This window comes from Streptomyces sp. NPDC048600 (genome assembly GCF_055587025.1).
Window position 1 is genome coordinate 201,460 of record NZ_JBVJGZ010000008.1, and the last position, 25,731, is coordinate 227,190.

General features: G+C 70.8%; 29 protein-coding genes and 1 tRNA gene. 11 read left to right on the forward strand and 19 right to left on the reverse strand.

Going from position 1 to position 25,731, the window contains the following annotated elements; all coding sequences use genetic code 11:
* Positions 1–154 precede the first annotated feature (154 nt).
* Positions 155–1,000 (forward strand): helix-turn-helix domain-containing protein, encoded by an 846-nt coding sequence (locus ACZ6SQ_RS13925; protein ID WP_469560684.1) that lies wholly within the window; start codon positions 155–157, stop codon positions 998–1,000.
* Complete coding sequence (locus ACZ6SQ_RS13930) at positions 1,001–1,237, forward strand: DUF397 domain-containing protein (protein WP_469560686.1); 237 nt, start codon at positions 1,001–1,003, stop codon at positions 1,235–1,237.
* A 25-nt stretch (positions 1,238–1,262) separates the two neighbouring features.
* Here ACZ6SQ_RS13930 and ACZ6SQ_RS13935 read toward each other — a convergent pair whose 3' ends face one another.
* The gene (locus ACZ6SQ_RS13935; protein WP_469560691.1) at positions 1,263–1,565 is read right to left on the reverse strand and encodes a hypothetical protein; all 303 of its coding nucleotides are present in this window, start codon (positions 1,563–1,565) and stop codon (positions 1,263–1,265) included.
* A 255-nt stretch (positions 1,566–1,820) separates the two neighbouring features.
* On the opposite strand from ACZ6SQ_RS13935, the gene ACZ6SQ_RS13940 reads away from it, so the two are divergent.
* Entirely contained in the window at positions 1,821–2,285 is a 465-nt protein-coding gene (locus ACZ6SQ_RS13940) for a DUF2267 domain-containing protein (protein ID WP_469560692.1), read from the forward strand.
* A 150-nt stretch (positions 2,286–2,435) separates the two neighbouring features.
* On the opposite strand, the gene ACZ6SQ_RS13945 is transcribed toward ACZ6SQ_RS13940, so the two are convergent.
* Positions 2,436–2,957 carry a hypothetical protein gene (locus ACZ6SQ_RS13945; RefSeq protein WP_469560694.1) on the reverse strand — a complete coding sequence of 174 codons (522 nt, stop codon included), beginning with the start codon at positions 2,955–2,957 and terminating at the stop codon, positions 2,436–2,438.
* 172 nt (positions 2,958–3,129) lie between these two features.
* Entirely contained in the window at positions 3,130–4,137 is a 1,008-nt protein-coding gene (locus tag ACZ6SQ_RS13950; RefSeq protein ID WP_469560697.1) for a GlxA family transcriptional regulator, read from the reverse strand.
* 213 nt (positions 4,138–4,350) lie between these two features.
* On the opposite strand from ACZ6SQ_RS13950, the gene ACZ6SQ_RS13955 reads away from it, so the two are divergent.
* Entirely contained in the window at positions 4,351–4,800 is a 450-nt protein-coding gene (locus ACZ6SQ_RS13955) for a hypothetical protein (RefSeq protein ID WP_469560699.1), read from the forward strand.
* Positions 4,801–5,017: 217 nt separating this feature from the next.
* Here ACZ6SQ_RS13955 and ACZ6SQ_RS13960 read toward each other — a convergent pair whose 3' ends face one another.
* On the reverse strand, positions 5,018–6,403 hold the full coding sequence (locus ACZ6SQ_RS13960; protein ID WP_469560701.1) for a DUF445 domain-containing protein: 1,386 nt from the start codon (positions 6,401–6,403) through the stop codon (positions 5,018–5,020).
* A 145-nt stretch (positions 6,404–6,548) separates the two neighbouring features.
* Here ACZ6SQ_RS13960 and ACZ6SQ_RS13965 point away from each other — a divergent pair, with 145 nt between their 5' ends.
* Positions 6,549–7,934, forward strand: coding sequence for an SGNH/GDSL hydrolase family protein (locus ACZ6SQ_RS13965; RefSeq protein ID WP_469560703.1), 1,386 nt, complete (start codon positions 6,549–6,551; stop codon positions 7,932–7,934).
* A 341-nt stretch (positions 7,935–8,275) separates the two neighbouring features.
* On the opposite strand, the gene ACZ6SQ_RS13970 is transcribed toward ACZ6SQ_RS13965, so the two are convergent.
* The 4 genes from ACZ6SQ_RS13970 to ACZ6SQ_RS13985 form a co-directional block, all read right to left on the reverse strand.
* Complete coding sequence (locus ACZ6SQ_RS13970; RefSeq protein WP_469560705.1) at positions 8,276–9,058, reverse strand: DUF1707 SHOCT-like domain-containing protein; 783 nt, start codon at positions 9,056–9,058, stop codon at positions 8,276–8,278.
* Between the two features lie 105 nt (positions 9,059–9,163).
* Entirely contained in the window at positions 9,164–10,162 is a 999-nt protein-coding gene (locus ACZ6SQ_RS13975) for an ABC transporter ATP-binding protein (protein WP_469560708.1), read from the reverse strand.
* Positions 10,159–10,923 (reverse strand): ABC transporter permease, encoded by a 765-nt coding sequence (locus ACZ6SQ_RS13980; protein WP_469560986.1) that lies wholly within the window; start codon positions 10,921–10,923, stop codon positions 10,159–10,161. Before ACZ6SQ_RS13980 ends, ACZ6SQ_RS13975 begins: the two co-directional genes overlap by 4 nt.
* 154 nt (positions 10,924–11,077) lie before the next feature.
* Positions 11,078–11,878 carry an ABC transporter permease gene (locus tag ACZ6SQ_RS13985; RefSeq protein WP_469560711.1) on the reverse strand — a complete coding sequence of 267 codons (801 nt, stop codon included), beginning with the start codon at positions 11,876–11,878 and terminating at the stop codon, positions 11,078–11,080.
* A gap of 203 nt (positions 11,879–12,081) precedes the next feature.
* On the opposite strand from ACZ6SQ_RS13985, the gene ACZ6SQ_RS13990 reads away from it, so the two are divergent.
* A complete protein-coding gene (locus ACZ6SQ_RS13990) occupies positions 12,082–14,403 on the forward strand; it encodes a transglycosylase domain-containing protein (protein WP_469560714.1) in 2,322 nt (773 codons plus the stop codon).
* Positions 14,404–14,421: 18 nt separating this feature from the next.
* Here ACZ6SQ_RS13990 and sugE read toward each other — a convergent pair whose 3' ends face one another.
* From sugE to ACZ6SQ_RS14005, 3 genes are all read right to left on the reverse strand, one after another.
* A complete protein-coding gene (gene sugE / locus ACZ6SQ_RS13995; protein WP_469560716.1) occupies positions 14,422–14,742 on the reverse strand; it encodes a quaternary ammonium compound efflux SMR transporter SugE in 321 nt (106 codons plus the stop codon).
* A 181-nt stretch (positions 14,743–14,923) separates the two neighbouring features.
* Positions 14,924–15,226: a GroES family chaperonin gene (locus ACZ6SQ_RS14000; protein WP_203634995.1), complete on the reverse strand. Its 303-nt coding sequence runs from the start codon at positions 15,224–15,226 to the stop codon at positions 14,924–14,926.
* Between the two features lie 93 nt (positions 15,227–15,319).
* Positions 15,320–15,649, reverse strand: a complete 330-nt coding sequence (locus tag ACZ6SQ_RS14005; protein WP_469560719.1) for a DUF3618 domain-containing protein — start codon at positions 15,647–15,649, stop codon at positions 15,320–15,322.
* Between the two features lie 92 nt (positions 15,650–15,741).
* Here ACZ6SQ_RS14005 and bcp point away from each other — a divergent pair, with 92 nt between their 5' ends.
* Together bcp and ACZ6SQ_RS14015 are read left to right on the forward strand one after the other, a co-directional pair.
* Positions 15,742–16,209, forward strand: coding sequence for a thioredoxin-dependent thiol peroxidase (bcp, locus tag ACZ6SQ_RS14010; protein WP_469560722.1), 468 nt, complete (start codon positions 15,742–15,744; stop codon positions 16,207–16,209).
* 633 nt (positions 16,210–16,842) lie between these two features.
* Positions 16,843–16,927 (forward strand) — tRNA-Leu (locus tag ACZ6SQ_RS14015).
* A gap of 55 nt (positions 16,928–16,982) precedes the next feature.
* Here ACZ6SQ_RS14015 and rdgB read toward each other — a convergent pair.
* The 4 genes from rdgB to ACZ6SQ_RS14035 form a co-directional block, all read right to left on the reverse strand.
* Positions 16,983–17,588 (reverse strand): RdgB/HAM1 family non-canonical purine NTP pyrophosphatase, encoded by a 606-nt coding sequence (gene rdgB, locus ACZ6SQ_RS14020; RefSeq protein ID WP_469560725.1) that lies wholly within the window; start codon positions 17,586–17,588, stop codon positions 16,983–16,985.
* 48 nt (positions 17,589–17,636) lie between these two features.
* Positions 17,637–18,035, reverse strand: coding sequence for a hypothetical protein (locus ACZ6SQ_RS14025; RefSeq protein WP_469560730.1), 399 nt, complete (start codon positions 18,033–18,035; stop codon positions 17,637–17,639).
* 137 nt (positions 18,036–18,172) lie between these two features.
* Positions 18,173–18,898 (reverse strand): ribonuclease PH, encoded by a 726-nt coding sequence (gene rph / locus ACZ6SQ_RS14030; protein WP_469560733.1) that lies wholly within the window; start codon positions 18,896–18,898, stop codon positions 18,173–18,175.
* Between the two features lie 132 nt (positions 18,899–19,030).
* Positions 19,031–19,504, reverse strand: a complete 474-nt coding sequence (locus ACZ6SQ_RS14035; protein WP_469560736.1) for a PTS sugar transporter subunit IIB — start codon at positions 19,502–19,504, stop codon at positions 19,031–19,033.
* On the opposite strand from ACZ6SQ_RS14035, the gene ACZ6SQ_RS14040 reads away from it, so the two are divergent.
* Positions 19,451–20,740 carry a PTS transporter subunit EIIC gene (locus tag ACZ6SQ_RS14040; protein WP_469560740.1) on the forward strand — a complete coding sequence of 430 codons (1,290 nt, stop codon included), beginning with the start codon at positions 19,451–19,453 and terminating at the stop codon, positions 20,738–20,740. The genes ACZ6SQ_RS14035 and ACZ6SQ_RS14040 overlap by 54 nt on opposite strands.
* Before the next feature lie 181 nt (positions 20,741–20,921).
* Positions 20,922–22,184: a PTS transporter subunit EIIC gene (locus ACZ6SQ_RS14045; protein WP_469560742.1), complete on the forward strand. Its 1,263-nt coding sequence runs from the start codon at positions 20,922–20,924 to the stop codon at positions 22,182–22,184.
* Positions 22,185–22,336: 152 nt separating this feature from the next.
* Here the strand turns inward: ACZ6SQ_RS14045 and ACZ6SQ_RS14050 are convergent, their stop codons facing one another.
* Entirely contained in the window at positions 22,337–23,089 is a 753-nt protein-coding gene (locus ACZ6SQ_RS14050; protein ID WP_469560745.1) for an MBL fold metallo-hydrolase, read from the reverse strand.
* Between the two features lie 205 nt (positions 23,090–23,294).
* Between ACZ6SQ_RS14050 and ACZ6SQ_RS14055 the strand changes: the two genes are divergently transcribed.
* Positions 23,295–23,741 carry a type II toxin-antitoxin system PemK/MazF family toxin gene (locus tag ACZ6SQ_RS14055; protein ID WP_386379715.1) on the forward strand — a complete coding sequence of 149 codons (447 nt, stop codon included), beginning with the start codon at positions 23,295–23,297 and terminating at the stop codon, positions 23,739–23,741.
* A gap of 488 nt (positions 23,742–24,229) precedes the next feature.
* On the opposite strand, the gene ACZ6SQ_RS14060 is transcribed toward ACZ6SQ_RS14055, so the two are convergent.
* The 3 genes from ACZ6SQ_RS14060 to ACZ6SQ_RS14070 all read right to left on the reverse strand — a co-directional run bounded on the left by ACZ6SQ_RS14060 (position 24,230) and on the right by ACZ6SQ_RS14070 (position 25,683).
* Complete coding sequence (locus tag ACZ6SQ_RS14060; protein WP_469560749.1) at positions 24,230–25,180, reverse strand: PLP-dependent cysteine synthase family protein; 951 nt, start codon at positions 25,178–25,180, stop codon at positions 24,230–24,232.
* Between the two features lie 15 nt (positions 25,181–25,195).
* A complete protein-coding gene (locus ACZ6SQ_RS14065) occupies positions 25,196–25,474 on the reverse strand; it encodes a MoaD/ThiS family protein (protein WP_469560752.1) in 279 nt (92 codons plus the stop codon).
* A 113-nt stretch (positions 25,475–25,587) separates the two neighbouring features.
* Positions 25,588–25,683 (reverse strand): putative leader peptide, encoded by a 96-nt coding sequence (locus ACZ6SQ_RS14070; protein WP_343234080.1) that lies wholly within the window; start codon positions 25,681–25,683, stop codon positions 25,588–25,590.
* Positions 25,684–25,731: the final 48 nt, after the last annotated feature.

The following is a 25,731-nucleotide window of genomic DNA, read 5'->3' on the forward strand; positions in this document are numbered from 1 at the left end:
GTAGCGGTCTGAGAGTGAGAATGGCACAGAGAAGTCTCACTGTGTAACTTCTCATGAGAATCCATCGGGTGAATCTGGTAGTTGCGACGGCCTCCCGCTGCCTAGCCTGTCGAGGACCCGCGGGCGGCAGCCCGCCGTACGGCGGAGGAACCGGATGTCAGAACGGACCACCACGCGCCGCCGCCAACTCGGCGCCATGATGCGAAAGTTGCGCGCCCGTAAGGGCATGACGCTGGAGGAAGCCGGGCGGCTTGTCGGGGTGTCGAAGGCGACGGTCAGCCGGTACGAGACGCAGGCCGGGCCGGTCAAGTGGCTGGTGGTTGACGCACTGTGCCGGGAGTACAGCGCAACTGACTCTGAGAGGCGTGCGGTTGTCGCCCTGGCGAAGGACGCCAAGCAGCAGGGCTGGTGGAGTTCCTTCGCCGACTCGATTCCGGAGAGCATGAACCTGCTGCTGACGCTTGAAGACGAAGCCGTGTCGGAAAGTCACTTCGCCTGCGTCTACGTCCCCGGACTGCTCCAGACACGCGAGTACAGCACGGCGTTGCAGAGGGCCAACGAAGTCCCGCTGGAGCAGGCGGAGATCGACCGGCTCGTGGACATCAGGATGAAGCGCCAGGAGATCCTTGTACGGCCGAAGCCGCCGCGGATGTGGGCGATCCTTGACGAGTCCGTGATCCGTCGGGTCGTCGGCTCACCGGAGATCATGAAAGACCAGCTCGACCGGCTGCTCGAGGCCAACGAGTCACCTCACGTCACTCTTCAGGTCCTGCCGTTCGCCAAGGGAGCACATGCCGCCGCACTGGGCAGCTTCGTGATCATCGGAGGACCCGAACCGGCTCTCGACGTGGTGTACGTCGACTTCCACACGGGCTCGCTCTTCCTGGAGAAGGAAGAGGAACTGGACCGGTACAGACTTGCTTTCGAGTACCTGCGCGCACAAGCGTTGGACATGGAGGCTTCCTCCGCCATGATCCATCGCGTCCGCAAGGAGCTGTGAATGCCCATAGGCCCCCAGCCGCAGTCCGAACCGGCCTGGTTCAAGTCGTCGTACAGCGGCGGCAACACCACGGAGTGCGTGGAGGCCGCCGTCAGCTCCGGCGGCATGCTCGTCCGGGACTCAAAACGGTCAGCCGCCGCCCCGCTGGTGATCTCCGCACCCGCGTGGGCAGCGTTTCTGGCAGACGTCCGCCGCGCCTGTGCCGTCCGCCGCGCAGCACCGGCCGACGGCTCCTAGGCACTCCGGCTGGGTGAAGAGGCCGTCAGCCCCGCCGGTCCGCCACCGCCCACGACGCCACCGCCATGGCCCCGGCCACCCCGAACACCGCCGGCCAGGCCCCGACCTTCTTCGCCAACGGGTGCGAGCCCGCGAACGCGGCGACGTACGCGGCGCTCAGCGCACCCGCCGCCGGACCGCCCGCCTGCTGCCGCCACCGCTGGGCCGCGGCTACCCCCGCGGCGGCCAGCACGACCCCGCCGAGCTGCCGCTTCCTGGTCCACCGGGCCACGGCGTATCCGCCGACGAGACCGCTCGCGGCGACGAGCGCGCTGGGGACCTGGGCCATGACTGCCTCCTGTGACTGAGCCGTTGGGGACGGGAACGGGTCACATCCCGCCCCCAAGCTACGCGCGTGTCGCACGGTCCCTCGGACCCGGGTCCGGGATCGTCTGGATTTCAGCCTCACACCGCCCGTGGGTCACTCGCACCCGCGCTCGTACGCCCCGAAGGCGACCGTTGCCGAGCGCCGCAGGTTTGACTTCCGCGCGCCGGGTGACTGAGTGCAGTGGCGTATGAGCATTCGGCGAGGAGGAGTCCGTAGATGAGCACCATGATGCCGGAGCGGAACAGCACCGAGGGCGAGCCGCGGCCCGAGGCGGCCGACCACGGAGGCTGGTCCCGACTGGTCGAGTCCGTGCGGGAGTCCGGGCAGTACGCCACGAGACACGAGGCGGAGCGCGTCACCCGGATCGTGCTGTCCCTGCTCGGCGCGCAGGTCACCGGCGACGAGCGCGTGGCCCTGGCAGGGCGGCTGCCCGACGAGGCGGCACGGCTGGTGGCCGCGCAGATCCCGGTCGCGCAGCCGCTCACCGCGCCCCGCTTCGTCGACACGGTCGCGGCCCGCGTCGAGGGCGCGACCCCGGCGACCGCCCGCTGGGACGTCAGCTCGGTACTGGGTTCGCTGCCTCCCGTCATCGGCAACGGCCTGACCAGCCGCCTCCTCGCCGCCCTCCCGCCCGGCTACGCCCTGCTCTTCGGCCGAGCCGATCTGCGCCGACGGACCTGACCTGAACTGGGGGAGATTGTGCGGGCGCGCGAGTACGCGGAGGGGAGCGGGCAGGTCGGGAAGGTCCTGGTGAGGGTGGATCACTGACGGGCGGCGGCGGAACGGCGGGGAAGGCCCGGCCGCTCATCTATGGAGTAGCCGCACCCCACCTCACAACACCCCCCGAAGATCCACCACCCACCCGTCCTCCCCCGCGTCCCGGACGAGGTACCCGCGGCTGCGGCCCTCCGCGAGGAGGTCGCGGAGGAACATGCCCGGGTGGTCCAGGGGCTCGGTGCGGGCGGTCAGGGCGACGCGGGCCCGGAGGCGGGTGTCGCCGTCGAGGAGGAGGACGTCGCAGTGGCCGGGCTCCGGGGCGTCGAGGCCCTGCACGGTGATGTGGTCCTCGGCCATCACGCCGATCCACGCCGCCAGGTCGTCCAGGAGCCAGGCGAGGTTCATCCAGGCGGGGGCGTCGGCGGCGGGCTGCCAGTCGTACCTGCGGCGGCCCCGGCGGTCGGTCGCCGGGGGTTCGCCCTGCTCGTAGACGGGCGGCGGCAGGGACTCCTCGGTCTGGGCGAACTCGATGCGCCGGGCCGCGATGTCCAGGGCGCGCAGGCGGAAACGGTCGCGGCCGAGGTCGAAGGCCACCTCCGAGGCGTGGCTGAGGAATTCGCTGTCTCCGGCAGCCATGGCGGGCCTCGCTCCTCTTCGTCGTTCGTCCGCCCCCTCCCGCCGCGTCCGGGCGTGGGCCGGCGAGACGTACGACCTGGCGTCCGGTCACGTTCCCCGGCGGCGTACGCCGACATCTCCACTCTGCCAGAGGGTTCCCGCCCTCAAGGCCCTGGCCAGAGCGTGCGGACGGCTACGGCGTCAGGGACGCGGCAGGCTCCGAGGCGCCCACCGCACCCGCGGCGCCCGCCGCACCCGCCCGGAACGCCCGTCGATACCCCTGCGGGCTCACCCCCACCACCCTCCGGAACCGTTCCCTGAACGCCGTCGGGGAGCCGAACCCCGAGTCGAGGGCGACGCGTTCGACGGGCGTGTCCGTGGTCTCCAGGAGGTGCTGGGCGTGGTGGACGCGCGCGCGATGCAGCCACTGGAGGGGCGTCGTGCCGGTCTGGTCGCGGAAGCGGCGGTTGAGGGTGCGGGTGCTCATGCCCGCCTCGCCGGCGATGGCGGCGAGGGTCAGGTCGCGGGCACAGTTGGCGGAGAGCCAGGCCAGAAGGGGTTCCAGGGTCGCGCCCGCGGGAGCCGGGGGCAGGTCCTGGACGATGAACTGGGCCTGGCCGCCCTCGCGTTCCAGGGGCATCACCGACATCCGGGCCGTGTGCGCCGCCACCGCCGAGCCGTGATCCGAGCGGACCATGTGCAGGCACATGTCGAGCGCCGCGGCCGCGCCCGCCGAGGTGAGGATCTGGCCGTTGTCGACGTAGAGGACGTTCGGGTCGACGGTCACCTCCGGGTGGCGGGCGGCCAGGTCGGGGGCCGCGAGCCAGTGGGTCGTCGCACGCAGTCCGTCCAGCAGACCCGTCGCCGCGAGGACGAACGCGCCCACGCACACCGACGCGATCCGCGCGCCCCGCGCCGCCGCCTCGCGCAGCGCCTCCGCGACGCCCGGAGGCAGTTCCTCCGGGGGATCCTGCACACCCGGCAGGATGATCGTGTCCGCCTCCGCCAGCAGCTCCAGGCCGTGCGGCGCCCGTACCGTGAACGCGCCCGCCCGCACCTCCCCGCCCGGGACCGGTGAGCAGACCCGCACGTCGTACGGCTGCCTGCCGTCCGGCAGCCGCGCCCAGCCGAAGGTGTCGATCGGGGCGGAGAGGTCGAAGGGGATCACACCGTCGAGTGCGAGTACGGCCACCAAGTGCATGGTCCGAGGGTAGGGGCGGCCCCTAGGGGCAGCGCACTCGCGTAGAGGCCGCCCCTGCGGGCAGATGTACGCGCGTACGGGCCACCCCTACGGGCAGGCGCACCCGCGTAGGGGCCGCCTCTACCGGCTGATGTACGCGCCTGGCGAGAATCCGTCGGCCCGTGGCACTCCTGCCACTTCTGGCCCGTCTCCGTGCCGCCTAGCGTCACGGGCGTGACCAAGTTCCTGCTCGCCGTCCACGTCCTGGCCGCCATCGTCGCGATCGGCCCCGTCACCGTCGCCGCCAGCATGTTCCCGCCCGCCGCGCGCAGGGCGCTGGCCGCGCCCGAGGACGTCCGGGCCGCCGAGACCGTACGGCTGCTGCACCGCATCTGCCGGGTCTACGCCGTCGTCGGCGTCGCCGTGCCCGTGTTCGGCTTCGCGACCGGCAGCGCGATGGGCGTGCTCGGCGACGCCTGGCTGATCGTGTCCATCGCGCTGACCGTGCTGGCCGCGCTGGTCCTCGGCGGGCTGGTGCTGCCCCGGCAGGAGGCACTCGCGGAAAACCAGGGATCACGGGAGGCCACCGTGCGGCTCGCCATGGTGACCGGGGTGTTCAACCTGCTGTGGGCGACGGTGACGGTGCTGATGATCGTGCGGCCGGGGTCCAGCACCGGGGCCTGAGAGACCCGGGCCGGCCGGCCATGCCGCCGGACTCCCACCGGCCCCCGCGGCAGCCGGTGGAGCCGGTGGACCTCTCCGGTCACGGCACCATCCGGCGCTCCCGCCCGGGCTGCCGCACCCGGGTACACCGCTAGGGTGATCATGAACAGCCGTCACGCGCCACCCCGTCCGGCCGGCCCTTCCCCGCGGGCGGCACCGGGCCCCGGAACGCCGGTGCCTACGCGCCCATCGCCCGGGACACCGTGTAGATCACCAGCCCTGCGAGCGAGCCCACCACCGTGCCGTTGATGCGGATGAACTGGAGGTCGCGCCCGATGTTCGCCTCGATCTTGCGGGTGGTGTGCTCGGCGTCCCAGCCGGCGACCGTGTCGGTGATCAGGGAGGTGATCTCCTTGCGGTACGTCGTCACGACGTGCACGGCCGCGCCCTCGACCCAGCGGTCCACCTTCTCCTGCAGGCGCGGCTCGGTCGCCATCCGGGCGCCCAGCGACAGCAGAGAGGCCCGGACCCGCAGCCGCAGCTCGCTGCGCTCGTCGTCGGCCGCCGCGACGATCATCGACCGTACGGCGGTCCACGCGGAGGCGATCAGGTCCTGCACCTCGCCGCGGCCCAGCACCTCGCCCTTGAGCCGCTCGATCCGCGCGCGGGTGTCGGTGTCGGACTGGAGGTCGGAGGCGAAGTCGGTGAGGAAGCGGTCCAGGGCGCCGCGCGCCGGGTGGGACGGCATGTCCCGCATCTCGGCGCAGAAGCGCAGCAGCTCCTTGTAGACCCGCTCGCCGACCTTCTTGTCGACGAACCGCGGGGTCCAGCCCGGCGCGCCGCCCTGCACGGCGTCCATCACGGAGTCGCCGTGCAGCACCAGCCAGTCGTGGGCGCGGGACACCACCAGGTCGACGACACGCCGGTGACCGCCGTCGGCGACGACCTTCTGGAGCATCTTGCCGATGCCGGGCGCGATCTCCTGGGCGTCGGCCCGCCGCGTGATCGCCTCGCCGACGACCGCCTGCACGTCGGAGTCGCGCAGCACGGTCAGCGCGCCGCGCAGCGCGGTGGCCAGCTCGGCGGTGACCCGGTCGGCGTGCTCGGGCTCGGCGAGCCAGGCGCCGAGGCGGCTGCTGATGCCGACGGACCTGAGACGTCCGCGCACGACGTCCTCGGAGAGGAAGTTCTCGCCGACGAACTCGCCGAGCGAGACACCCAGCTGGTCCTTCTTGGTGGGGATGATCGCGGTGTGCGGGATGGGCAGGCCCAGGGGGTGCCGGAAGAGCGCGGTGACCGCGAACCAGTCGGCGAGCGCGCCGACCATGCCCGCCTCGGCGGCCGCGGCGACATAGCCCGCCCAGGCGCCCGCGCCCTCGTGGGAGGCCCATTTGGCGAGGACGTAGACGACGGCGACGAACAGCAGCAGGCCGGTCGCCGTCAGCTTCATCCGGCGCACTCCGCGCCGTTTGTCCTCGTCCGCGGCGCTGAAGACGTTCATCGCGCGCGCCGGACGCCCGCCCGCGGCACCCGGCCGCCGCGGTGCCCCGGAAATTTCCCGGGCCGTCGCACCGGGTTCATCCAGTCCCGTATCGCCGGTGTCATCCGGTCTCGTACGTTCCATGCACTCCACCCGTTCACGAGCGCCGACTTCGTCATTGTCCCTTCCTGACCGACTCCTGGAACGGAACAAGAGTTCCCGGCGTTTGTCACAGTGATCGCACCGGAGCCCTCGCGCGGCTCCCCCGTCCGAGGAGAACCACAACCGCATGTCCAGGCGCCAACGCGGTGGTGCGCTGCTCGCCGCGCTCATCGCGCTGATCGTGGCCCTGTCGGCCGCCATCTACTTCGCCGTCGCACTCGACGACGGCACCCGCGCCCGTACGGGCGACGGCGACCGGGTGCGCGGCTCCGCGGTGCCGGAGTCCACGGGCCTCTGGGTCGGCACCTGGTCGGCCTCCCCGGTGGCCGCAGAGCCCGGCACACAGGCCTCGGGGCTCGCGGGACGATCGGTGCGCAACGTCGTGCACACCAGCGTCGGGGGTACGAGTGCCCGCGTGACGCTGTCCAATCTCTTCGGGCGGGCACCGCTGACCCTCACCCACGCCTCCGTCGCGCTGGCCGCCGACGGCTCGGGCGCGGCGGCCGAGCCCGGGACGATGCGCCGGCTGACCTTCGGCGGCCGCACCACGGTCGTCGTGCCGCCCGGCGGACAGACGGTCAGCGACCCGGCCTCGCTGATCGTGCCGTACGACGGTGACGTGCTGGTCACCACCTACTCGCCGACCCCGTCCGGGCCGGTCACCCATCATCCGCGCGCCCGCCAGATCAGCTACGCCGCGGCCGGGGACCGCGTCGAGGACCTCACCGGCACCAGGTTCACCGAGCAGGTCGACGCCTGGCGCTATCTGACCGCGCTGGACGTGCTCACCGACCAGGCCGACGGCACGGTCGTCGCCCTCGGGGACTCCCTCACCGACGGCTTCTCCTCCAGCGTGGGCGAGAACCGCCGCTGGACCGACGTGCTCGCCCGGCGGCTGCGCGAGGCCGCCGAGGACGGGCGGGACGTGCCGCGCTACGGCGTGGCCAACCAGGGCATCAGCGGCAACCGCGTGCTCGCCGACGGCCTGGTCGGCAAGGTGACGAGCCCGGTCGGCGAGAGCCTGCCCGGGATCGGCACGGACGGCTTCGCCGTCGACAATCCCAGCGGGCTCAACCGCTTCGAACGGGACGTCCTCGGCCGCGCCAACGTCCGGGTGGTGGTCGTGGACCTCGGGGTCAACGACATCCTGCGCGACCCCCGCCTCGCCGACCCGGACCGGATCCTCGCCGGCCTGCGCGCGATGGTCGGCCGGGCACACGGGCACGGCGTCAAGGTCGTCGGCGCCACCCTGATGCCCTTCGGGGGCCACCCCGGCTACACCGACGCCCGCGAGGAGGTACGGCAGCGGATCAACGCCGAGATCCGCGACGGGCGGGTCTTCGACGCGGTCGCCGACTTCGACGAGGCGCTGCGCGATCCGTACGACCCGCGTCGGCTCGCCGCCGAATACGACTGCGGCGACCGTCTCCACCCCAGCGACCGCGGCTACGCCCGTATGGCCGACGCCCTGGACCTGACGACCCTGTCGGCACCGCCGCCGCCCCGCCGGTAACGGGCCCGACCCAGCGACCGCGGCTCACCCGCGACCGTTCCCCGACGGCTACGACCCGCCCGTGGCCTTCGCCGACGAGTGCGGGCCGTCCGTGGCTGGTCGCGCAGTTCCCCGCGCCCCTGGGTACGCCGTCGCCCTCCGCAGCGCGGGTAACTGCGCGATCACACCACCCCGAGCGCCATCACCGCCCAAGGGGCGCGGGGAACTGCGCGAGCAACCCACGACCACCCGCACCCGACACCCCCGAGCGCACCACCACCCGAAAGGGGCGCGGGGAACCGCGCGAACAGCCCACGACCACCCGCACCCGGCGATGGGCGGAAATCCCGCGGGGCGGGCCGTCAGTCGTCGTCCCGGCGCCGCCGCTCCCGCATCAGGTCACGGTGGCCGTCGAGCATCCTGCGATGCGCGTTCTCGACGTCCTCGCGAAAGTTGTCCTGCAGCTCACGCATCGCCGCCTTGCGATCCTGCTTGGCCTGCCGCCGCTCCACCCGCCGCAGCTCACGCTCCGCACGGGTCAGCTTGCGCTCGACGCCGACACCGCCCCAGAAGGCGAACCCGGTGACGACCACGCGCGGGGCGCCGGGATCGCCCGGCACACCCTCCTCGCTGTGGTCGAAGCCGCCCATCACACCGACGCCGCGGACCACGACCTCGACGCCGGACGGCACCGTCACCTGCACCCCGCCCATGATCGCCACGCATCTGATCTCGACCTCGCCGTCGACGAAGTCCGCCTCGCGCAGATCGATCTCCCCACCGCCCCAGAACGTGAACGCGGTGAACCGCCGCGGCACCGTCCACCGCCCCTTGCGCTGGAAACCGCCCATGATCGCGAAGGCGCCGTTGGAGGACCCCTCGCCGCCGACGATCCGTGCCGCCCAACTGCCTGGCTCCGCCACCCCCTTGGTCAGGGACACCGAGGGCGGCGTCACGCCCGGCGCGGGCAGGTCACGGGTGATGGGGGCGAGTTCGCCGTAGGTCCGCGCGCTGAACGTGGCTTCCAGCCGCTCCTCGAACTCCGGCATGTCCAGCCGGCCCTCCGCGAGGGCGTCCCGCAGGACTTCGGCGACTCGCTCACGGTCCGCGTCTGAGGCCCGCAGCTCAGGGGCATCGTCCGTCATGGGATCAGCCTACGAGTTCCACGCGCCGGACGGTATGCCGCGCACCGTCCGCCCGGGCCCGCCCCGCGAGATCACCGCGGCCCGTTCCCCCGCGTGCACCCGGGATTACGCCGGGGCCCGCCCCGCGTACATCTTCGCGATCACCGCCTCGATGTCCGGCTCCCGCACCGACAGGTCGACCAGCGGATAGCGCGCGGCGATCTCCGCCACCAGCGGGGCCGCCGACTGCGAGGCGGGGAACGCCAGCCACTGGCGCGGGCCCTCCACCCGGACGACCCGGGCGGGCGAGGCCTCGATCGGCGGCAGCTCCCGCTCCAGGTCGACCACCAGGGTGCGCTCGCTCTCTCCCGCCTCGTGCAGACCGGCGAGCGCACCGTCGTACATCAGCCGCCCGTGGTCGATGACCATCACCCGGGAGCACAGCTGCTCGATGTCGGTCAGATCGTGCGTGGTCAGCAGGACCGTCGTGCCGCGCTCGGTGTTCAACTCCCGCAGGAACTCCCGCACCTTGGCCTTGGAGATCACATCCAGCCCGATCGTCGGCTCGTCGAGGTAGAGCACCTCCGGATCGTGCAGCAGCGCCGCGGCGATGTCGCCGCGCATCCGCTGGCCGAGCGAGAGCTGCCGCACGGGCACCTCCAGCAGGTCGGCGAGATCGAGGAGTTCGACGAGACGGTCCAGACGGACGCGGTAACGGTCGTCGGGGATGCGGTACATGCGGTGCATCAGCCGGTAGGAGTCGATCAGCGGCAGATCCCACCACAGGGTGGTGCGCTGCCCGAACACCACCCCGATGCGGTGCGCGAGCCGCACCCGCTCGCGGGAGGGGTCGATGCCGGCCACCCGCAGCCGGCCGCCGCTGGGGGTGAGGATGCCGGTCAGCATCTTGATCGTGGTCGACTTCCCGGCGCCGTTCGGGCCGATGTAGCCGACCATCTCCCCGCGCCCCACCGTGAAGGACAGCGAGTCGACCGCCCGCACCTGCCGCCGCTCCCGCTTCAGGAACCCGGTCCTGCGGTACACGTCGAAGACCTTCTCCACACCGTCCAGCTCGATGAACGCCCCGGAACCGGACCCGCCCTCGACCCCAGCCAACCGCCTCAACTCCCCGTGCTCCGATACGACCTCAGACCCGCCCGCCACGCCACCCCGGCCAGCACACAGCACGCCACCGCCACCAGCGGCGGGGCGAACGCCGCCGACTCCGGCAGCCCGACCGGGTACGGCCGCCCCAGGACGTAGGAGGCGGGCACCCAGTTGACGAAGGCCAGCGGCAGCATGAAGGTCACCGCCCGCACCAGGTCCTTCCCGAACACACTCGGCGGGTACTGCAGCAGTGTGGTGCCGCCGTAGGTGAAGGCGTTCTGCACCTCGGCCGCGTCCTGCGCGAGGAACTGGAAGGCCGCGCCCGCCACGAACACCGCCCCGAAGACCACCGCTCCACTGATCACCATCACCGGCAGCAGCACCACCTTCGCCGGCGTCCAGTCGACATCCACGGCGAACAGCCCGTACGTCAGCACCAGCGTGCCCTGCGTGATCCGGCCCAGGCGGCGCAGCGCGAAGTGGTCCGCGCCGACCTGGGCGAGCACCGGCACGGGCCGCACCAGCAGGGTGTCGAAGGAGCCGTCACGGATACGGGTGCCCAGCGCGTCCATCGAGCCCAGCAGCAGATCGGCGATCCCGAACGAGGTCGCGGACAGCCCGTAGAGGAAGGCGACCTCGGGCAGGCTCCAGCCGCCCAGGGAGTCGACCTGCGAGAACATCAGCAGGATGCCGACGAAGTCCAGCCCGGTCAGCAGCAGATTCCCCACGACCGTGAGGGCGAAGGAGGTGCGGTAGGTCACCGTGGAGCGGATCCACATCCCGGCGATCAGCCGGTAGGCCCGCAGCCCCTCACCGAGCCGGGCCGCCCTGCCCCCGTCCCCGGGCCACGACCCGGCCGGCGCCCCGCCCTCGTGCCACACCCCGGGCTCCGTGTCACCCGCGTCGTCCGCCGTCCGCGCCCCGGCCTCCGCGTCAGCCACCCTGGACCACCACCCGCCGCGTCGCCGCCGACTGCAGCAGCCGGCCCGCCGCCAGCAGCGCCACCGCCCAGCCCGCCTGGAAGGCGTACGCCGCCAGCAGGCCTGTCTCCCCCATCAGCACGTCCGCCGGCACCTGGAGCTGCGCCGCCCAGGGCAACGCCCGCACCACATCGGCGAACGCACCGGGAAAGGCGCTCAACGGCAGCAGCATGCCCGAGAAGAACACCCCGCTGACCATGACGGCCTGCGAGACACCCCGGTCGTCCATGATCCAGAACACGCTCAGCGCGGCCAGATACCGGATACCGAAACTGACCAGCATCGCCAGCACCAACGCGATCAGGAACGCCGCCCAGGTGAACACATCCGTGGGCAACGCCATGTCGAACACCAGCGCCCCGAACGCGAACGGGATCAGCCCCCGGCCCAGCACCTGGAACAACGATCGACCCAAGTCCGTCGCCAGCCACCACAGTTGGAGATCGGCCGGACGGTACAGATCGATCGCGATCTCACCCGTGCGGATGCGGCCCATCAGGTCCTTCTCCGCACCACCGCCCTGCAGCGCCAGCGTCGAGTACAACGCCTGCCCCAGCCACGCATAGGTGACCGCCTGCGACTGGTCGTACCCCCCGAGGTGGGGTTTCTCGTCCCACAGCGCCAGATACGTGGAGACGATGATCACGCCGAACACGGTGTTCGTGAACACGCCCGCGGCGGTGGCCGCCCGATAAGTGGCGTACCGTCGGAATCCCCCCGTCGCGACGGCCGTGTACAACCGTGCCGCGCCCACACGCACCGCCCTCCGGATTCCGCCCGCACACCGAAGCGACGGAGCCTACCGGCGGCGCGAGACGGCCCGCCACGCAAATTCCGACGAACGCGTGCCGCTCGGCGGGAACGGAACGCATGGTGCGAGAGTCTTCGTCTGGGGGCGCAGAAGGCGTACGAGGGCGTACGGGAACGTACGACGCGAAACAGGAGTCCGTGCACGAGATGAGCGACGAGCCGCAGCCGCAGCAACCGGACGAGGGCTGGGCATCCAGAACCGGGCCGGAGTCGCCGGAGGGGGAGGCCGTGGACGAGGGCAAGCAGAAACGGCCGAGGCGAACAGGCTGGCGCCGGCTGGTGCCGACCTGGCGGATGGTGCTGGTCGCCTTCGTCATGGGGGCCGTGCTGCTGGGAGGCCTGTTCTTCCTCGGCTACTCGCTGGTCAAGATCCCTCCGGCGAACGCCCTCGCGACCAAGCAGAGCAACGTCTATCTGTACGCCGACGGCAGCCAACTGGCCCGCGACGGCGAGATCAACCGGGAGAACGTCTCCCTCGCTCAGGTCTCCAAGGACGCCCAGCACGCCGTACTCGCCGCCGAGGACCGCGACTTCTACACCGAGTCCGCCGTCGACCCCAAGGCGATGGTGCGCGCGGCCTGGAACACCGCCACCGGCAAGGGAAAGCAGTCCGGCTCCACGATCACCCAGCAGTACGTGAAGAACTACTACCTCGCCCAGGAACAGACGGTCACCCGCAAGGCGAAGGAGTTCTTCATCGCGATCAAGCTGGACCGCGAGGTGACCAAGGACGAGATCCTCCAGGGCTATCTGAACACCAGCTACTTCGGCCGCAACGCCTACGGCATCCAGGCCGCCGCACAGGCCTACTACGGCATCGACGCCACCCGGCTCGACGCCGCCAAGGGCGCCTACCTCGCGGCGCTGCTCAACGCGCCCAGCGAGTACGACGTGGTGGCACACCCGGAGAACAGGCGCGGCGCCGAGGCACGCTGGAACTACGTCCTCGACGGCATGGTCAAGAAGAACTGGCTGACCGAGTCGGCACGGCAGGGCATGAAGTTCCCGATGCCCAGGGAGGCCACCGTCGCGATCGGCCTGTCCGGGCAGCGCGGTTACGTCGTGGACGCGATCAAGCAGTACCTGACCGAGCACAAGATCCTGGACCCCGAGGAGCTGGAGGCGGGCGGCTACCGCATCACCACCACGCTCCAGAAGCCCAAGCAGAACGCCTTCGTGAAGGCCGTCGACGACCAGCTGATGTCCAAGCTGGACAAGAAGAACCGCAAGGTCGACAACTACGTCCGCGCGGGCGGCGCCGCCGTCGACCCGAAGACGGGCGAGGTCGTCGCGATGTACGGCGGCATCGACTACGTCAAGCAGTACACCAACGGCGCCACCCGCCGGGACTTCCAGGTCGGCTCCACGTTCAAGCCGTTCGTGTTCACCTCGGCAGCGGAGAACGGCTCCGTCACCCAGGACGAGCGCGAGATCACACCCAACACCGTCTACGACGGCACCAGTTCCCGTCCCGTGGAGGGCTGGGACGGCGGCTCCTACGCCCCCGAGAACGAGGACCACGTCGACTACGGCCCCATCAGCGTGCGCGAGGCCACCGACAAGTCCGTGAACGCCGTGTACGCGCAGATGGCGGTCGACGTCGGCCCGGAGCGGGTGAAGAAGACCGCGATCGGCCTCGGCCTCCCGGCCGACACCCCCGGGCTCCAGGACTCCGGGCCCTCCGTCGCCCTCGGTGTCGCGCAGGCCAGCGTGCTCGACATGGCGGAGGCGTACGCGACCCTCGCCAACCACGGCAAGCACGGCACGTACACCCTGATCAAGAAGCTCACCAAGGACGGCAGCGAGGAGATCGCGCTGCCCGCGCGCAAGATCCGGCAGGCCGTCAGCCGTGAGGCCGCCGACACCACGACCTCGATCCTCCAGAGCGTGGTCGACAACGGCACCGCGTTCGCCGCGCAGGAGGCGGGCCGCCCGGCCGCCGGCAAGACCGGCACGGCCGAGGAGGACAAGGCGGCCTGGTTCGCGGGCTACACCCCCGACCTGGCCACCGTCGTCGCCGTGATGGGCCAGAACCCCGAGACGGCCGCGCAGGAGCCGCTGTACGGCGCGCTGGGACTGGACCGCATCAACGGTGGCGGGCCGCCCGGGGAGATCTGGGCGCAGTTCACCCGGGACGCGCTCGAGGGCGTCCCGGACAACGACTTCGACCTCTGGGTCCAGGAGGAGCCCGTCTGGGAGATGCCGGAGATCACGCCCACCGAGGAGGACCCCTCCGACGAGCCGACCCTCCCCGGCCCCACCGACACCCCTGACACCGGCGGCCAGGACGGCGGCACCACCGACGGCGGCACGACCGACGGCACCGACACGGGCGGCACCACCGACGGCGGCACGACCGACGGAGGCACCACGGACGGCGGCACCACCACCGGCGACCCGGGCGGCGGCACCACCGACGGCGGCGACCTGGGCGGCGTCCTCACCGGCGGCGCGGAACCCCGCGAGTGAGACACGCCCGGCGGGCGGTCAGTGACCCGAGGTCGCCTTCAGACCCACCACGGCGACCAGCAGCAGACAGATGAAAAAGATCCGGGCGGCGGTGGCCGGCTCACCGAGCACCACCATGCCGAGCACCGCCGCCCCGGCCGCACCGATACCGACCCACACGCCGTACGCGGTGCCGATGGGCAGGGAACGGGCGGCGTAGGACAGCAGCACCATGCTGGCGACGATTCCGGCGCCGGTGAGCACACTGGGCACCAACCGGGTGAAGCCGTCGGTGTACTTCATCCCGACCGACCAGCCGACCTCCAGCAGACCGGCGACGACGAGCAGAACCCAGGCCATGGGAGCACCTCCGCGAGACAGACCTCTTCAGGGCGGTGCGTCGTCTTTGCGTCCCACCCTGTGCGGGCGGCCCCGGTACGGCGCGTCTCGTCGGGCTCCTTCGAATCTAGCAAAGAAACAGGAACGGGGCCGGTGACAGTGGTCACCAGCCCCGCTCCCGAGCAAGGAATCGTAAGGCGCGTCAGAGGTAGAGCCCCGTGGAGTCCTCCGACCCCTCGAACCGGTCGGCCGCCACGGCATGCAGATCACGCTCACGCATCAGCACATAGGCCGTGCCGCGCACCTCCACCTCGGCCCGGTCCTCCGGGTCGTACAGGACGCGGTCGCCGGGCTCCACGGTCCGCACGTTCTGGCCCACCGCGACGACCTCGGCCCAGGCCAGCCGACGGCCCACGGCCGCGGTGGCGGGGATGAGAATGCCGCCGCCCGAGCGCCGCTCGCCCTCACTGGTGTCCTGCCGCACGAGGACGCGGTCGTGCAGCATGCGGATGGGCAGCTTGTCGTGCGGGGTGCTGTCGTTTCTGTTGGCGCTCACGCCTCGAACCTACCTGTCTTCGGCATGCCGGGCCCCGCAGGGTCAGCGCTTACGGCGCCGGGTGCTCAGGGCGAGCACCCCGACCAGGCCGACGGCGACGAGGGCGACCGGCAGCACACGCTCCAGGCGCGGGGCGCCCTCGTCGTCCACGAACTGGGCCCGCACGTCCGTCACGGCCCGGTTGACCTGGACGTAGGCCCTTCCGAGGGTGTGATCGACATTGGCGACGACCTTGGCCTTCACATCGCCGACGATGGTCTTCGGGTGTACCCGGACCCCGATCTCGTCGAGCGTCTCGGCCAGCACTGCGCGGCGGCGCTTGATGTCCGCCTCGATCTGCGCCGGGGTTCTGGTGTCCGACGTCTCCGCCACCGTACGGCCTCCGTGTCTGCTGATGCTGTTCCGAACAGTCTGTCAGCTCTTGTCGTGGCCGCACGGTCAGGACCCCCGGTTACGCTCGATGCATGAGCGAACGACTCCAGCCCGGGGACCCGGCCCCCGCCTTCTCCCTGCCCGACGCCGACGGCAACGAGGTCTCGCTGGCCGACCACAAGGGCCGCAAGGTCATCGTGTACTTCTACCCGGCCGCCCTCACGCCCGGCTGCACCAAGCAGGCCTGCGACTTCACCGACAACCTCGACCTGCTGGCCGGCGCCGGCTACGACGTCATCGGCATCTCCCCCGACCAGCCGGAGAAGCTCGCCAAGTTCCGCGAGAAGGAGCACCTGAAGGTCACGCTCCTCGCCGACCCGGAGAAGACCGTCACCGAGTCCTACGGCGCCTACGGCGAGAAGAAGAACTACGGCAAGACGTACATGGGCGTCATCCGCTCCACGATCGTCGTCGACGAGGAGGGCAAGGTCGAACGAGCCCTCTACAACGTCCGCGCCACCGGCCACGTCGCCAAGATCATCAAGGACCTGGGGGTCTGACCGCACCCCCACCCCGTCAGACCGAGCGTGACCGTCCGACGATCAGATCGCTGATCCGTACGAGAGGGGAGCGCCCGGTCTGACCGGAGGGGAACCGGGAATCAAGCCTGCCTGTGCACGCAGCACCCTGGCGGCGGCCGTGAGCCAGTCGCACACCTGGGCAGCCCATGGCGCACCCACCCGGACGCGGCCCTCGCCGAGGCGGCCGCATCTCCCTCCTCTTTACGCGAAACCGCGCTTCTACGCGAAACCGCACTGAAGCTCGGGGCGAGACCTGCGACCGGCACACTCGCCCACCTCCGCCGTCGCATCGAGACGGTCGGTATCGACATCGGCCGATTCCCCGGCATCAGCCGCCCGCACCCCGAACTCCCGTTCACGGACGACGAGCTGCGGGCCGCCGTCACATCGGCCGACAGCTTCCGGGCGACGGCCCGCGCCCTCGGCATCCCGGACGACGGCCGCTCCCGCGCCGCGCTGGGCCGCCGCTCCTGGAATCTCCGCCACCTCCGCCCGAACTGCCATGCGCCGACAGCGACATGGTGTCGCCGGAAACCCCGACACAGCGAGAGCGGCCGCCCCCGTACACTGTGAACACCCGACGGCACCGAGTGATCGAATGTCCGTTTTGGGGCGGTCGTGGCGAAATAGGCGATACGCGCGGGTTTTAGGTGCCCGTGGGAGAAATCCCGTGTGGGTTCGAGTCCCACCGACCGCACTTCGGCGCCGCTCCGGTGATCCGGCTTCCTCCGGGTCACCGGGGCGGGCTTCCGTCAGCTGCCCAGCAGCTCGCGCACCACGGGTACGAGGGCCCGGAACGCCTTGCCGCGGTGGCTGATCGCGTTCTTCTCCGCCGGGGTCAGTTCCGCGCAGGTGCGGGTGTCGCCGTCCGGCTGGAGGATCGGGTCGTAGCCGAAGCCGCCCGTGCCGGAGGGGGCGTGGCGCAGGGTGCCGGTCAGGCGGCCCTCGACGACGCGTTCGGTGCCGTCGGGGAGGGCGAGGGCGGCCGCGCAGGCGAAGTGGGCGGCGCGGTACTCGTCGGCGATGTCGCCGAGCTGGGCGAGCAGCAGGTCGAGGTTGGCGCGGTCGTCGCCGTGGCGGCCGGCCCAGCGGGCGGAGAAGATGCCGGGGGCGCCGCCCAGGACGTCGACGCAGAGGCCGGAGTCGTCGGCGACGGCGGGGAGGCCGGTTGCCCGGGCGAGGGCGTGTGCCTTGAGGAGGGCGTTCTCGGCGAAGGTGACGCCGGTTTCCTTGACGTCGGGGATGTCGGGGAACGCGTCGGCGCCGACCAGCTCGTGGGGAAGGCCGGCTTCGGCGAGGATCGCCTCGAGCTCGGTGAGCTTTCCGGTGTTGCGGGTGGCGAGGATCAGGCGGGTCATGGCGTCCAGTATCGCGGGACGTCATGACCCGCCGGTCCTCGGCCGTGGTTACGGCGTGCAGACCTTGGTGAGTTCGCCGGCGGCGTCGGTGACGGGGCCGATGTCGGGCGTGGCGTCGCCGTTCTCGACGGCGGTGCGGATGTTGGTGATGGCCTTGCCGAGGTCGTCGACGGCCTTCTCGACGTCGGCGTTGTCGGTCTTGTCCTTGATCTCGCCGAGGTTCTGGTCGATGGAGTCGAGGGACTCCTCCAGCTGGGCCGGGTCGTTCGAGGCGCTTTCGACCGCCTGCTGGAGGTCGGTGACGCTGTCGGCTATGGCGTCTGCGGTCTGGACGCAGTCCAGTGCCTTGTTCACGGCGTCGCAGCCGGTGGTGAGGCCGGCGGTCAGCACGGCAGCCACCAGGGCGGCGGCAACAGCGGTGGTGCGGCGTCGGCGGCTCGCGGCCATGGAACGGTTCCCTCCCTCTGGGCCTTGTCGGCCCTCCTGTGACCGGGCGCGCGGCGGTGGGCCGTGCGTCCGTACTACTGGTGACGCGGCGGCGGGCGGCTACGGTTGCCCGTGCCGCCCGCCTTGTCGCCCGGCTGTTACTGGGCGAGCGATTTGGCCTGGAGTGCGGCGAGATCGGTGCAGCCCGCGACGGCGAGGTCGAGCAGGGCGTTGAGTTCGTCGCGGGCGAAGGGTTCGGCCTCGGCGGTGCCCTGGACCTCGACGAAGCGGCCGTCGCCGGTGCAGACGACGTTCATGTCGGTGTCGGCGCGTACGTCTTCCTCGTAGCGGAGGTCGAGGAGGGGGACGCCGTCGACGATGCCGACGGAGACGGCGGAGACGCTGCCGGTGAGGGGCTTGCGGCCGGGCTTGATGAGTTTCTTGCCCTGGGCCCAGGTGATGGCGTCGGCGAGGGCGACGTAGGCGCCGGTGATGGCGGCGGTGCGGGTGCCGCCGTCGGCCTGGAGGACGTCGCAGTCGAGGACGACGGTGTTCTCGCCGAGGGCCTTGTAGTCGATGACGGCGCGCAGGGAGCGGCCGATGAGGCGGCTGATCTCGTGGGTGCGGCCGCCGATCTTGCCGCGGACGGATTCGCGGTCGCCGCGAGTGTTGGTGGCCCGGGGCAGCATGGCGTACTCGGCGGTGACCCAGCCTTCGCCGCTGCCCTTGCGCCAGCGCGGGACGCCTTCGGTGACGGAGGCGGTGCAGAGGACCTTGGTGTCGCCGAAGGAGACGAGGACGGAGCCCTCGGCGTGCTTGCTCCAGCCGCGTTCGATGGTGACGGGGCGGAGCTGTTCGGGGGTGCGGCCGTCGATTCGAGACATGGGGAGGAGCCTAGTGCCCCTGGCGGGCGGGGTTCGCGCGTCGGGGCGGGGGCGGGGCGCCAGGGGTGGCGGGATGTGTGAGGGGCCCCTTCCCGTGGTCGGGAGGGGGCCCCTCGGGTGGGCCGTGGTGGCTCACATCATGTCTTCGATCTCCCCGGCGATCGGGTCGGCGTCGGTGCCGATGACGACCTGGATGGCGGTGCCCATCTTCACGACGCCGTGGGCGCCGGCGGCCTTGAGGGCGGCTTCGTCGACCAGCGAGGGGTCGTTGACCTCGGTGCGCAGGCGGGTGATGCAGCCCTCGACCTCTTCGATGTTGTCGATGCCGCCGAGCCCGGCAACGATCTTCTCAGCCTTGCTGGCCATGTCCTTCTCCCTGATCCGACCTGATGTGAAGGGGCGTGAACCGCTTTGTCGCAGTAACCCACAATTGGCCCAACTTCGCGAGCGTTCGGGCCGTATGGGCCGCAGGATGACGGCACGGCTCCCAATCGTCCGTGACTGGTCTACACCACCTGACGGACGGTCGCCAAACCGCCCGGAAGGACGCCCATGAGTGAAGAAGCCGTCAGTCCCGGACGCGCCCGCTGGAACACACTGTTCCAAGGGCTCCAGAAGATGGGGCGCAGCCTTCAGCTCCCCATCGCCGTGCTGCCGGCGGCGGGCATCCTCAACCGGCTGGGCCAGCCGGACGTGTTCGGCGACGAGGGGCTCGGCTGGACCGATGTGTCCAAGGTCATGGCGGGTGCGGGCGGGGCGCTGCTGGACGGCTCGCTCGGGCTGCCGCTGCTGTTCTGTGTGGGTGTGGCCATCGGTATGGCGAAGAAGTCGGACGGTTCCACGGCCCTCGCGGCGGTGGCGGGCTTCCTCGTGTACTACAACGTGCTGCGCCAGTTCCCCGAGGACTGTCCGCCGGACAGCCTGGCCATTCCCAACGTGGGCTGTCTGGCGCCTGCCGAGGACACGGCGGCGGGGTTCACGTACCAGAATCCGGGCGTCTTCGGCGGCATCGTGATCGGTCTGCTGACGGCGTACTTCTGGCAGCGTTATCACCGCACGCGGCTGGTGGACTGGCTGGGCTTCTTCAACGGGCGGCGGCTCGTGCCGATCATCATGTCGTTCGTGGCGATCGCGTTCGCGGCGCTGTGTCTGTGGATCTGGCCGCCGATCGGTGACGGGCTGGAGAACTTCAGCGACTGGCTGAGCGACGCGGGTTCGTGGGGTGCGGGCATCTTCGGTGTGGCCAACCGCGCGTTGCTGGTGATCGGTCTGCATCAGTTCCTGAACGTGCCCATCTGGTTCCAGTTCGGGACGTATGTGAAGCCGGACGGGACCGAGGTGCACGGCGACATCAACATGTTCCTGGCAGGTGACCCGGACGCGGGGCAGTTCCTGTCGGGCTTCTTCCCGATCATGATGTTCGCTCTGCCGGCGGCGGCGCTGGCGATCACCCACACCGCGCGGCCGAACCGCCGCAAGGAGGTCGGCGGTCTGATGCTGTCGGTGGCCCTGACGTCGTTCGTGACGGGTATCACCGAGCCGATCGAGTACTCGTTCCTGTTCGTGGCCCCGGCGCTGTACGCGATCCACGCGGTGCTGACGGGTGTGTCGATGGCGGTGACCTGGGGGCTGGGAGTGCACGACGGCTTCAGCTTCTCGGCGGGTCTGATCGACTACATCATCAACTGGAACCTGGCGACGAGACCGTGGGCGATCATCCCGATCGGCCTGTGTTTCGCGGCCGTGTACTACCTCGTGTTCCGGTTCGCGATCACCAAGTTCGATCTCAAGACTCCCGGCCGGGAGCCGGAGGAGGAGCACGAGGACGTCACCAAGGCCTGAACTCCCCCTCCCCCAGGGCCCCTCGGACCGCCGGTCCGGGGGGCCTTCGTCGTGCCCGATCACGGGCACGGGGCGTAGTGATTTCGTCGCAGGAATGACGGGTTCCTTATGCGTCCTTCACGTGCTAGAAACAGGTCTACACCACTGAGTGGTGTAGACCATCACCCCGATGGAGGACAGTATGAGCACCGCCACCGCATCGGCGGCCCCCGCGAAGAAGCGGGGATCCGGCCTGTTCCAGGGCCTGCAGAAGGTCGGCCGCAGCCTGCAGCTGCCGATCGCCGTACTCCCGGCGGCGGGCATCCTGCTGCGCCTCGGACAGGCCGACGTCTTCGGCGCCGACGGCCTCGGCTGGGACAAGGTCGCCTCCGTGTTCGCCACCGCAGGCGGCGCGGTCTTCGACAACCTGCCGCTGCTGTTCTGCATCGGCGTCGCCATCGGCTTCGCCAAGAAGTCCGACGGCTCCACCGCCCTCGCGGCGCTGGTCGGCTACCTCGTCTACGCCAACGTCCTGAAGGCGTTCCCGGTCACCGACGCCGTCGTCAACACCACCGCGAACAAGGGTGTCGACGTCGCCGCGACGTACAACAACCCGGGCGTTCTCGGCGGCATCGTCATGGGCCTGATCGCCGCCACGCTCTGGCAGCGCTTCCACCGCACCAAGCTGGTGGACTGGCTGGGCTTCTTCAACGGCCGCCGTCTGGTGCCGATCATCATGGCCTTCGTCGGCACCGCCGTCGGTGTCTTCTTCGGCCTGGTCTGGGAGCCGATCGGTGAGGGCATCTCCAGCTTCGGCGAGTGGATGACCGGCCTCGGCGCCGGCGGCGCGGGCCTGTTCGGTCTGATCAACCGCGCGCTGATCCCGGTCGGCATGCACCAGTTCGTGAACACCGTCTCCTGGTTCCAGATCGGCGACTTCACCAACGCCGCGGGCGAGGTCGTGCACGGCGACCTGAACCGCTTCTTCGCCGGTGACCCGGACGCCGGCCTCTTCATGACCGGCTTCTTCCCGATCATGATGTTCGGCCTCCCGGCCGCCGCCCTGGCCATCGCGCACGCCGCCCGCCCCGAGCGCCGCAAGGCCGTGATGGGCATGATGATCTCGCTGGCCCTGACCTCGTTCGTCACCGGTGTGACCGAGCCGATCGAGTTCTCCTTCATGTTCATCGCCCCGGCGCTGTACGCGATCCACGCGGTGCTCACCGCCGTGTCCATGGCCGTCACCTGGGCCCTCGGCGCCCACGCGGGCTTCACGTTCTCGGCGGGTCTGATCGACTACGCCCTGAACTGGAACCTCGCCACCAAGCCATGGATGATCATCCCGGTCGGCCTGGTGTTCGCGGCGATCTACTACTCGGTCTTCCGCTTCGCCATCGTGAAGTGGAACCTGCCCACCCCGGGCCGCGAGCCCGAGGAGGAGGTCGAGGACCTCACCAAGGCGTGAGCCACGGTGTGACGGCGTCCTGACCCCGTCCCGAACGACGGCGAGGCCCCCCGGAATCCGCTCCGGGGGGCCTCGCCGTGTCGTGCTTGTTCGGTGTGCTCGTTCAGCGTGCTCGTTCGGTGTGCCCGTTCTGCGAACGCGTTCCTCGGACGTCAGATCTCGTACGACGTCCTCGGTACGGCCAGTTCCACGGGGCCGGCGTAGGCCTCGCGCGCGTCGGCCAGGTTGACCTGCGGGTCCGTCCACGGGGGGATGTGGGTCAGGACCAGGCGCCGCGCTCCCGCACGGGTCGCGGTCTCGCCGGCCTCACGGCCGTTGAGGTGCAGGTCGGGGATGTTCTCCTTGCCGTGCGTGAAGGCGGCCTCGCACAGGAACAGGTCGCTGTCGCGGGCGAGTTCGTCCAGCACGGGGGTGACGCCGGTGTCGCCGGAGTACGTCAGCGACCGGCCGCCGTGCTCGACCCGGATGGCGTACGCCTCCACCGGGTGGGCGACCCGTTCGGTGTGCACCGTGAACGGGCCGACCTCGAAGGTGGACGGCTTGACCGTGTGGAAGTCGAAGACCTCGCTCATCGAGGAGGCCGACGGGGTGTCGGCGTACGCGGTGGTCAGACGGTGCTCCGTGCCCTCCGGACCGTAGACCGGGATGGGGGCGCAGCGGCCGCCTTCGTGCCGGTAGTAGCGCGCGACGAAATACGCGAGCATGTCGATGCAGTGGTCGGCGTGCAGATGGCTCAGGAAGATCGCGTCGAGGTCGTAGAGACCGCAGTGGCGCTGCAACTCGCCGAGGGCGCCGTTGCCCATGTCGAGAAGCAGCCGGAAGCCGTCGGCCTCGACGAGGTAGCTCGAGCAGGCCGATTCCGCGGACGGGAACGACCCCGAGCAGCCGACGACGGTGAGCTTCATGAAGCAGAAACCTCCGCTGGCGGGATGTTGTAGACGGGGGTCGTGCGGTTCGTCGAGCGTAAGGCGCAAAACGTCCGGTCGCTCCTCCGCCAGGGGCCGTTGTGGGGGAACTCACCTGTGCTGTCACCGGTTCGGCTGGACCTGGGGTGCGTGCGGGGTGCGGGAGGGCGCGCGGAGTGGGGTGTGCGCCGGTACGGTTCTCCGTATGGACACGTCCTGGTGGCTGGCGCTCGCGGCGGTGGTGTTCCTGGCGCTGGTCGCCGCGGTCGTGGACGGGTGGGGGCGGCGGCGTCCCGCGGGGCGGCGGACGCGGCCTCCCGGGCGGGCCGGGGCGGTCGGTGTCCGGCCTCGGCCGGCGGAGATCTGGTGGGCGAACGTGCCCTTCGAGGACCGGCCCGGGGCGAAGGATCGGCCGTGTCTGGTGCTGGCGGTTCGGGGGCGGCGGGTGGTTGTCGCGAAGATCACGAGCCGGTTCCACGACGAGCGGGCGGGGGTTATTCCGCTGCCGCCGGGGGCGGTCGGGGACGCGCGTGGCCGAGCGAGCTTTCTCGAGACCGACGAGCTTCGTGAGGTCGCGGTGTCCGACTTCCGGCGCCGTGTGGGGGTGGTCGACCCGACCCTCTGGGACCAGGTCCGCCACCTGACGACGTAGCCGCGGCTGCCGCCCGTCGTCGACCGTCGCCGCGCTATCGCCTTACCCGCCGCCATGGCTGTGGCTTGTCGCGCAGTTCCCCGCGCCCCTGCGGACGAGCCGGCACCCGTCCGTCATGGCCTGACCCGCCGTCGTGGTGATTCGCGCAGTTCCCCGCGCCCCTAAGGACGTGCCCGGACCTGTCCGCTTCTCGCCTTACCCACCATCGTGGCCGTTCGCGCAGTTCCCCGCGCCCCTGAGAGCGTGCCGGGACCCGTCCGTCATCGGCTTGCCCGCCATCGTGGTTGCTCGCGCAGTTCCCCGCGCCCCTTGGGGGGTGTCGGGAGCCGTTCGTTGTTGCTGGGTGCGCAGTTCCCGCGTCCCTTTGGACGTGCCGGGGCGTTGTGCCCTTAAGGGGCGCGGGGAACTGCGCGGACGGTTTCTGCAGCCTGGCTGGGCTTCTCGGGGGCGAGGGCGGCCCAACGCCCCATAGGGACGCTGCCCGGGGGTCAGGCCCAGAGTTGGCCCTGGAGGGTTTGGATGGCTTCCTCTGTGGTGGGGGCCGTGTAGACGCCGGTGGAGAGGTACTTCCAGCCGCCGTCGGCGACGACGAAGACGATGTCGGCCTGCTCGCCCGCCTTGAGGGCCTTGCGGCCGACACCGATCGCCGCGTGCAGCGCGGCCCCGGTGGAGACGCCCGCGAAGATGCCCTCCTGCTGGAGCAGCTCCCGGGTACGGGTGACCGCGTCGGCGGAGCCGACCGAGAACCGGGTGGTGAGGACGGACGCGTCGTAGAGCTCGGGGACGAAGCCCTCGTCGAGGTTGCGCAGGCCGTAGACGAGGTCGTCGTACCGCGGCTCGGCGGCGACGATCTTGATGTCGGGCTTGTTCTCTCGGAGGTAGCGGCCGACGCCCATGAGGGTGCCGGTGGTGCCGAGGCCCGCAACGAAGTGGGTGATGGAGGGGAGGTCCGCCAGGATCTCGGGGCCGGTGGTGGCGTAGTGGGCGCCTGCGTTGTCCGGGTTGCCGTACTGGTAGAGCATCACCCAGTCGGGGTGCTCGGCGGACAGCTCCTTGGCGACGCGTACGGCGGTGTTGGAGCCGCCCGCCGCCGGGGAGGAGATGATCTCGGCACCCCACATGCCGAGCAGGTCCCGGCGTTCCTGGGAGGTGTTCTCGGGCATGACGCACACCATGCGGTAGCCCTTGAGCTTGGCCGCCATGGCCAGGGAGATGCCGGTGTTGCCGGAGGTGGGCTCGAGGATGGTGCAGCCCGGGGTGAGCCGGCCGTCCTTCTCCGCCTGCTCGATCATGTGCAGGGCGGGGCGGTCCTTGACCGAGCCGGTGGGGTTGCGGTCCTCCAGCTTGGCCCAGATCCGCACGTCCTCGGACGGCGAGAGCCGCGGCAGGCGCACCAGAGGGGTGTTGCCCACCGCGGCCAGCGGGGAGTCGTAGCGCATCGCCGGTCAGGACCCTCAGGCCATGCCGCCGGCCACGGCCGGCAGGATCGTGACGTTGTCGCCGTCGGCGAGCTTGGTGCCGATGCCGTCGAGGAAGCGGACGTCCTCGTCGTTCAGGTAGACGTTGACGAAGCGGCGCAGCTCACCGCCGTCCACGATGCGGGCCTGGATGCCCGCGTGCCGGGTCTCCAGGTCGGTGAACAGGTCGGCGAGGGTGTCTCCGCTGCCCTCCACCGCCTTCTGACCGTCGGTGTACTGCCGGAGGATGGTGGGGATGCGGACCTCGATGGCCATGGCTGAGGGCTCCTGTCGGGTGTAGTGACGTCGGTGGGCGCGCGGCGGCGCATCCGGTGCGGGGTGGTGCGGTGAGCGCCGCGGCTCCACGGCCGTGCGGCGGCAGGGCAGCGTCAACAGATGGAGCTGGCGAGCCTGCACAGGTCGACGTGCAGCCGCGCCACGAGCAGCATGCCCGGCGTCTTGTCGCTCACGTCGTTCAGAACCATGGGCTCATCGTATCGATTCCCGGCCGGGGTCCTGGAATGTGATTCCGT

What these genes read in the sequence shown, in the direction of transcription:
- ACZ6SQ_RS14070 (WP_343234080.1), bottom strand. Translation starts at nt 25,683, where the DNA reads ATGGTTCTGAACGACGTGAGCGACAAGACGCCGGGCATGCTGCTCGTG.
- ACZ6SQ_RS14065 (WP_469560752.1), bottom strand. Translation starts at nt 25,474, where the DNA reads ATGGCCATCGAGGTCCGCATCCCCACCATCCTCCGGCAGTACACCGAC.
- ACZ6SQ_RS13960 (WP_469560701.1), bottom strand. Translation starts at nt 6,403, where the DNA reads ATGGAACGTACGAGACCGGATGACACCGGCGATACGGGACTGGATGAA.
- ACZ6SQ_RS13990 (WP_469560714.1), top strand. Translation starts at nt 12,082, where the DNA reads ATGAGCGACGAGCCGCAGCCGCAGCAACCGGACGAGGGCTGGGCATCC.
- ACZ6SQ_RS13935 (WP_469560691.1), bottom strand. Translation starts at nt 1,565, where the DNA reads ATGGCCCAGGTCCCCAGCGCGCTCGTCGCCGCGAGCGGTCTCGTCGGC.
- ACZ6SQ_RS14045 (WP_469560742.1), top strand. Translation starts at nt 20,922, where the DNA reads ATGAGCACCGCCACCGCATCGGCGGCCCCCGCGAAGAAGCGGGGATCC.
- ACZ6SQ_RS13980 (WP_469560986.1), bottom strand. Translation starts at nt 10,923, where the DNA reads ATGTGGATCCGCTCCACGGTGACCTACCGCACCTCCTTCGCCCTCACG.
- ACZ6SQ_RS13945 (WP_469560694.1), bottom strand. Translation starts at nt 2,957, where the DNA reads ATGGCTGCCGGAGACAGCGAATTCCTCAGCCACGCCTCGGAGGTGGCC.
- ACZ6SQ_RS13940 (WP_469560692.1), top strand. Translation starts at nt 1,821, where the DNA reads ATGAGCACCATGATGCCGGAGCGGAACAGCACCGAGGGCGAGCCGCGG.
- ACZ6SQ_RS13950 (WP_469560697.1), bottom strand. Translation starts at nt 4,137, where the DNA reads ATGCACTTGGTGGCCGTACTCGCACTCGACGGTGTGATCCCCTTCGAC.
- ACZ6SQ_RS13925 (WP_469560684.1), top strand. Translation starts at nt 155, where the DNA reads ATGTCAGAACGGACCACCACGCGCCGCCGCCAACTCGGCGCCATGATG.
- bcp (WP_469560722.1), top strand. Translation starts at nt 15,742, where the DNA reads ATGAGCGAACGACTCCAGCCCGGGGACCCGGCCCCCGCCTTCTCCCTG.
- ACZ6SQ_RS13970 (WP_469560705.1), bottom strand. Translation starts at nt 9,058, where the DNA reads ATGACGGACGATGCCCCTGAGCTGCGGGCCTCAGACGCGGACCGTGAG.
- sugE (WP_469560716.1), bottom strand. Translation starts at nt 14,742, where the DNA reads ATGGCCTGGGTTCTGCTCGTCGTCGCCGGTCTGCTGGAGGTCGGCTGG.
- ACZ6SQ_RS14055 (WP_386379715.1), top strand. Translation starts at nt 23,295, where the DNA reads ATGGACACGTCCTGGTGGCTGGCGCTCGCGGCGGTGGTGTTCCTGGCG.
- ACZ6SQ_RS14025 (WP_469560730.1), bottom strand. Translation starts at nt 18,035, where the DNA reads ATGGCCGCGAGCCGCCGACGCCGCACCACCGCTGTTGCCGCCGCCCTG.
- ACZ6SQ_RS13965 (WP_469560703.1), top strand. Translation starts at nt 6,549, where the DNA reads ATGTCCAGGCGCCAACGCGGTGGTGCGCTGCTCGCCGCGCTCATCGCG.
- ACZ6SQ_RS14060 (WP_469560749.1), bottom strand. Translation starts at nt 25,180, where the DNA reads ATGCGCTACGACTCCCCGCTGGCCGCGGTGGGCAACACCCCTCTGGTG.
- ACZ6SQ_RS14000 (WP_203634995.1), bottom strand. Translation starts at nt 15,226, where the DNA reads ATGCTGCACGACCGCGTCCTCGTGCGGCAGGACACCAGTGAGGGCGAG.
- ACZ6SQ_RS13930 (WP_469560686.1), top strand. Translation starts at nt 1,001, where the DNA reads ATGCCCATAGGCCCCCAGCCGCAGTCCGAACCGGCCTGGTTCAAGTCG.
- ACZ6SQ_RS14040 (WP_469560740.1), top strand. Translation starts at nt 19,451, where the DNA reads ATGAGTGAAGAAGCCGTCAGTCCCGGACGCGCCCGCTGGAACACACTG.
- ACZ6SQ_RS14050 (WP_469560745.1), bottom strand. Translation starts at nt 23,089, where the DNA reads ATGAAGCTCACCGTCGTCGGCTGCTCGGGGTCGTTCCCGTCCGCGGAA.
- rph (WP_469560733.1), bottom strand. Translation starts at nt 18,898, where the DNA reads ATGTCTCGAATCGACGGCCGCACCCCCGAACAGCTCCGCCCCGTCACC.
- rdgB (WP_469560725.1), bottom strand. Translation starts at nt 17,588, where the DNA reads ATGACCCGCCTGATCCTCGCCACCCGCAACACCGGAAAGCTCACCGAG.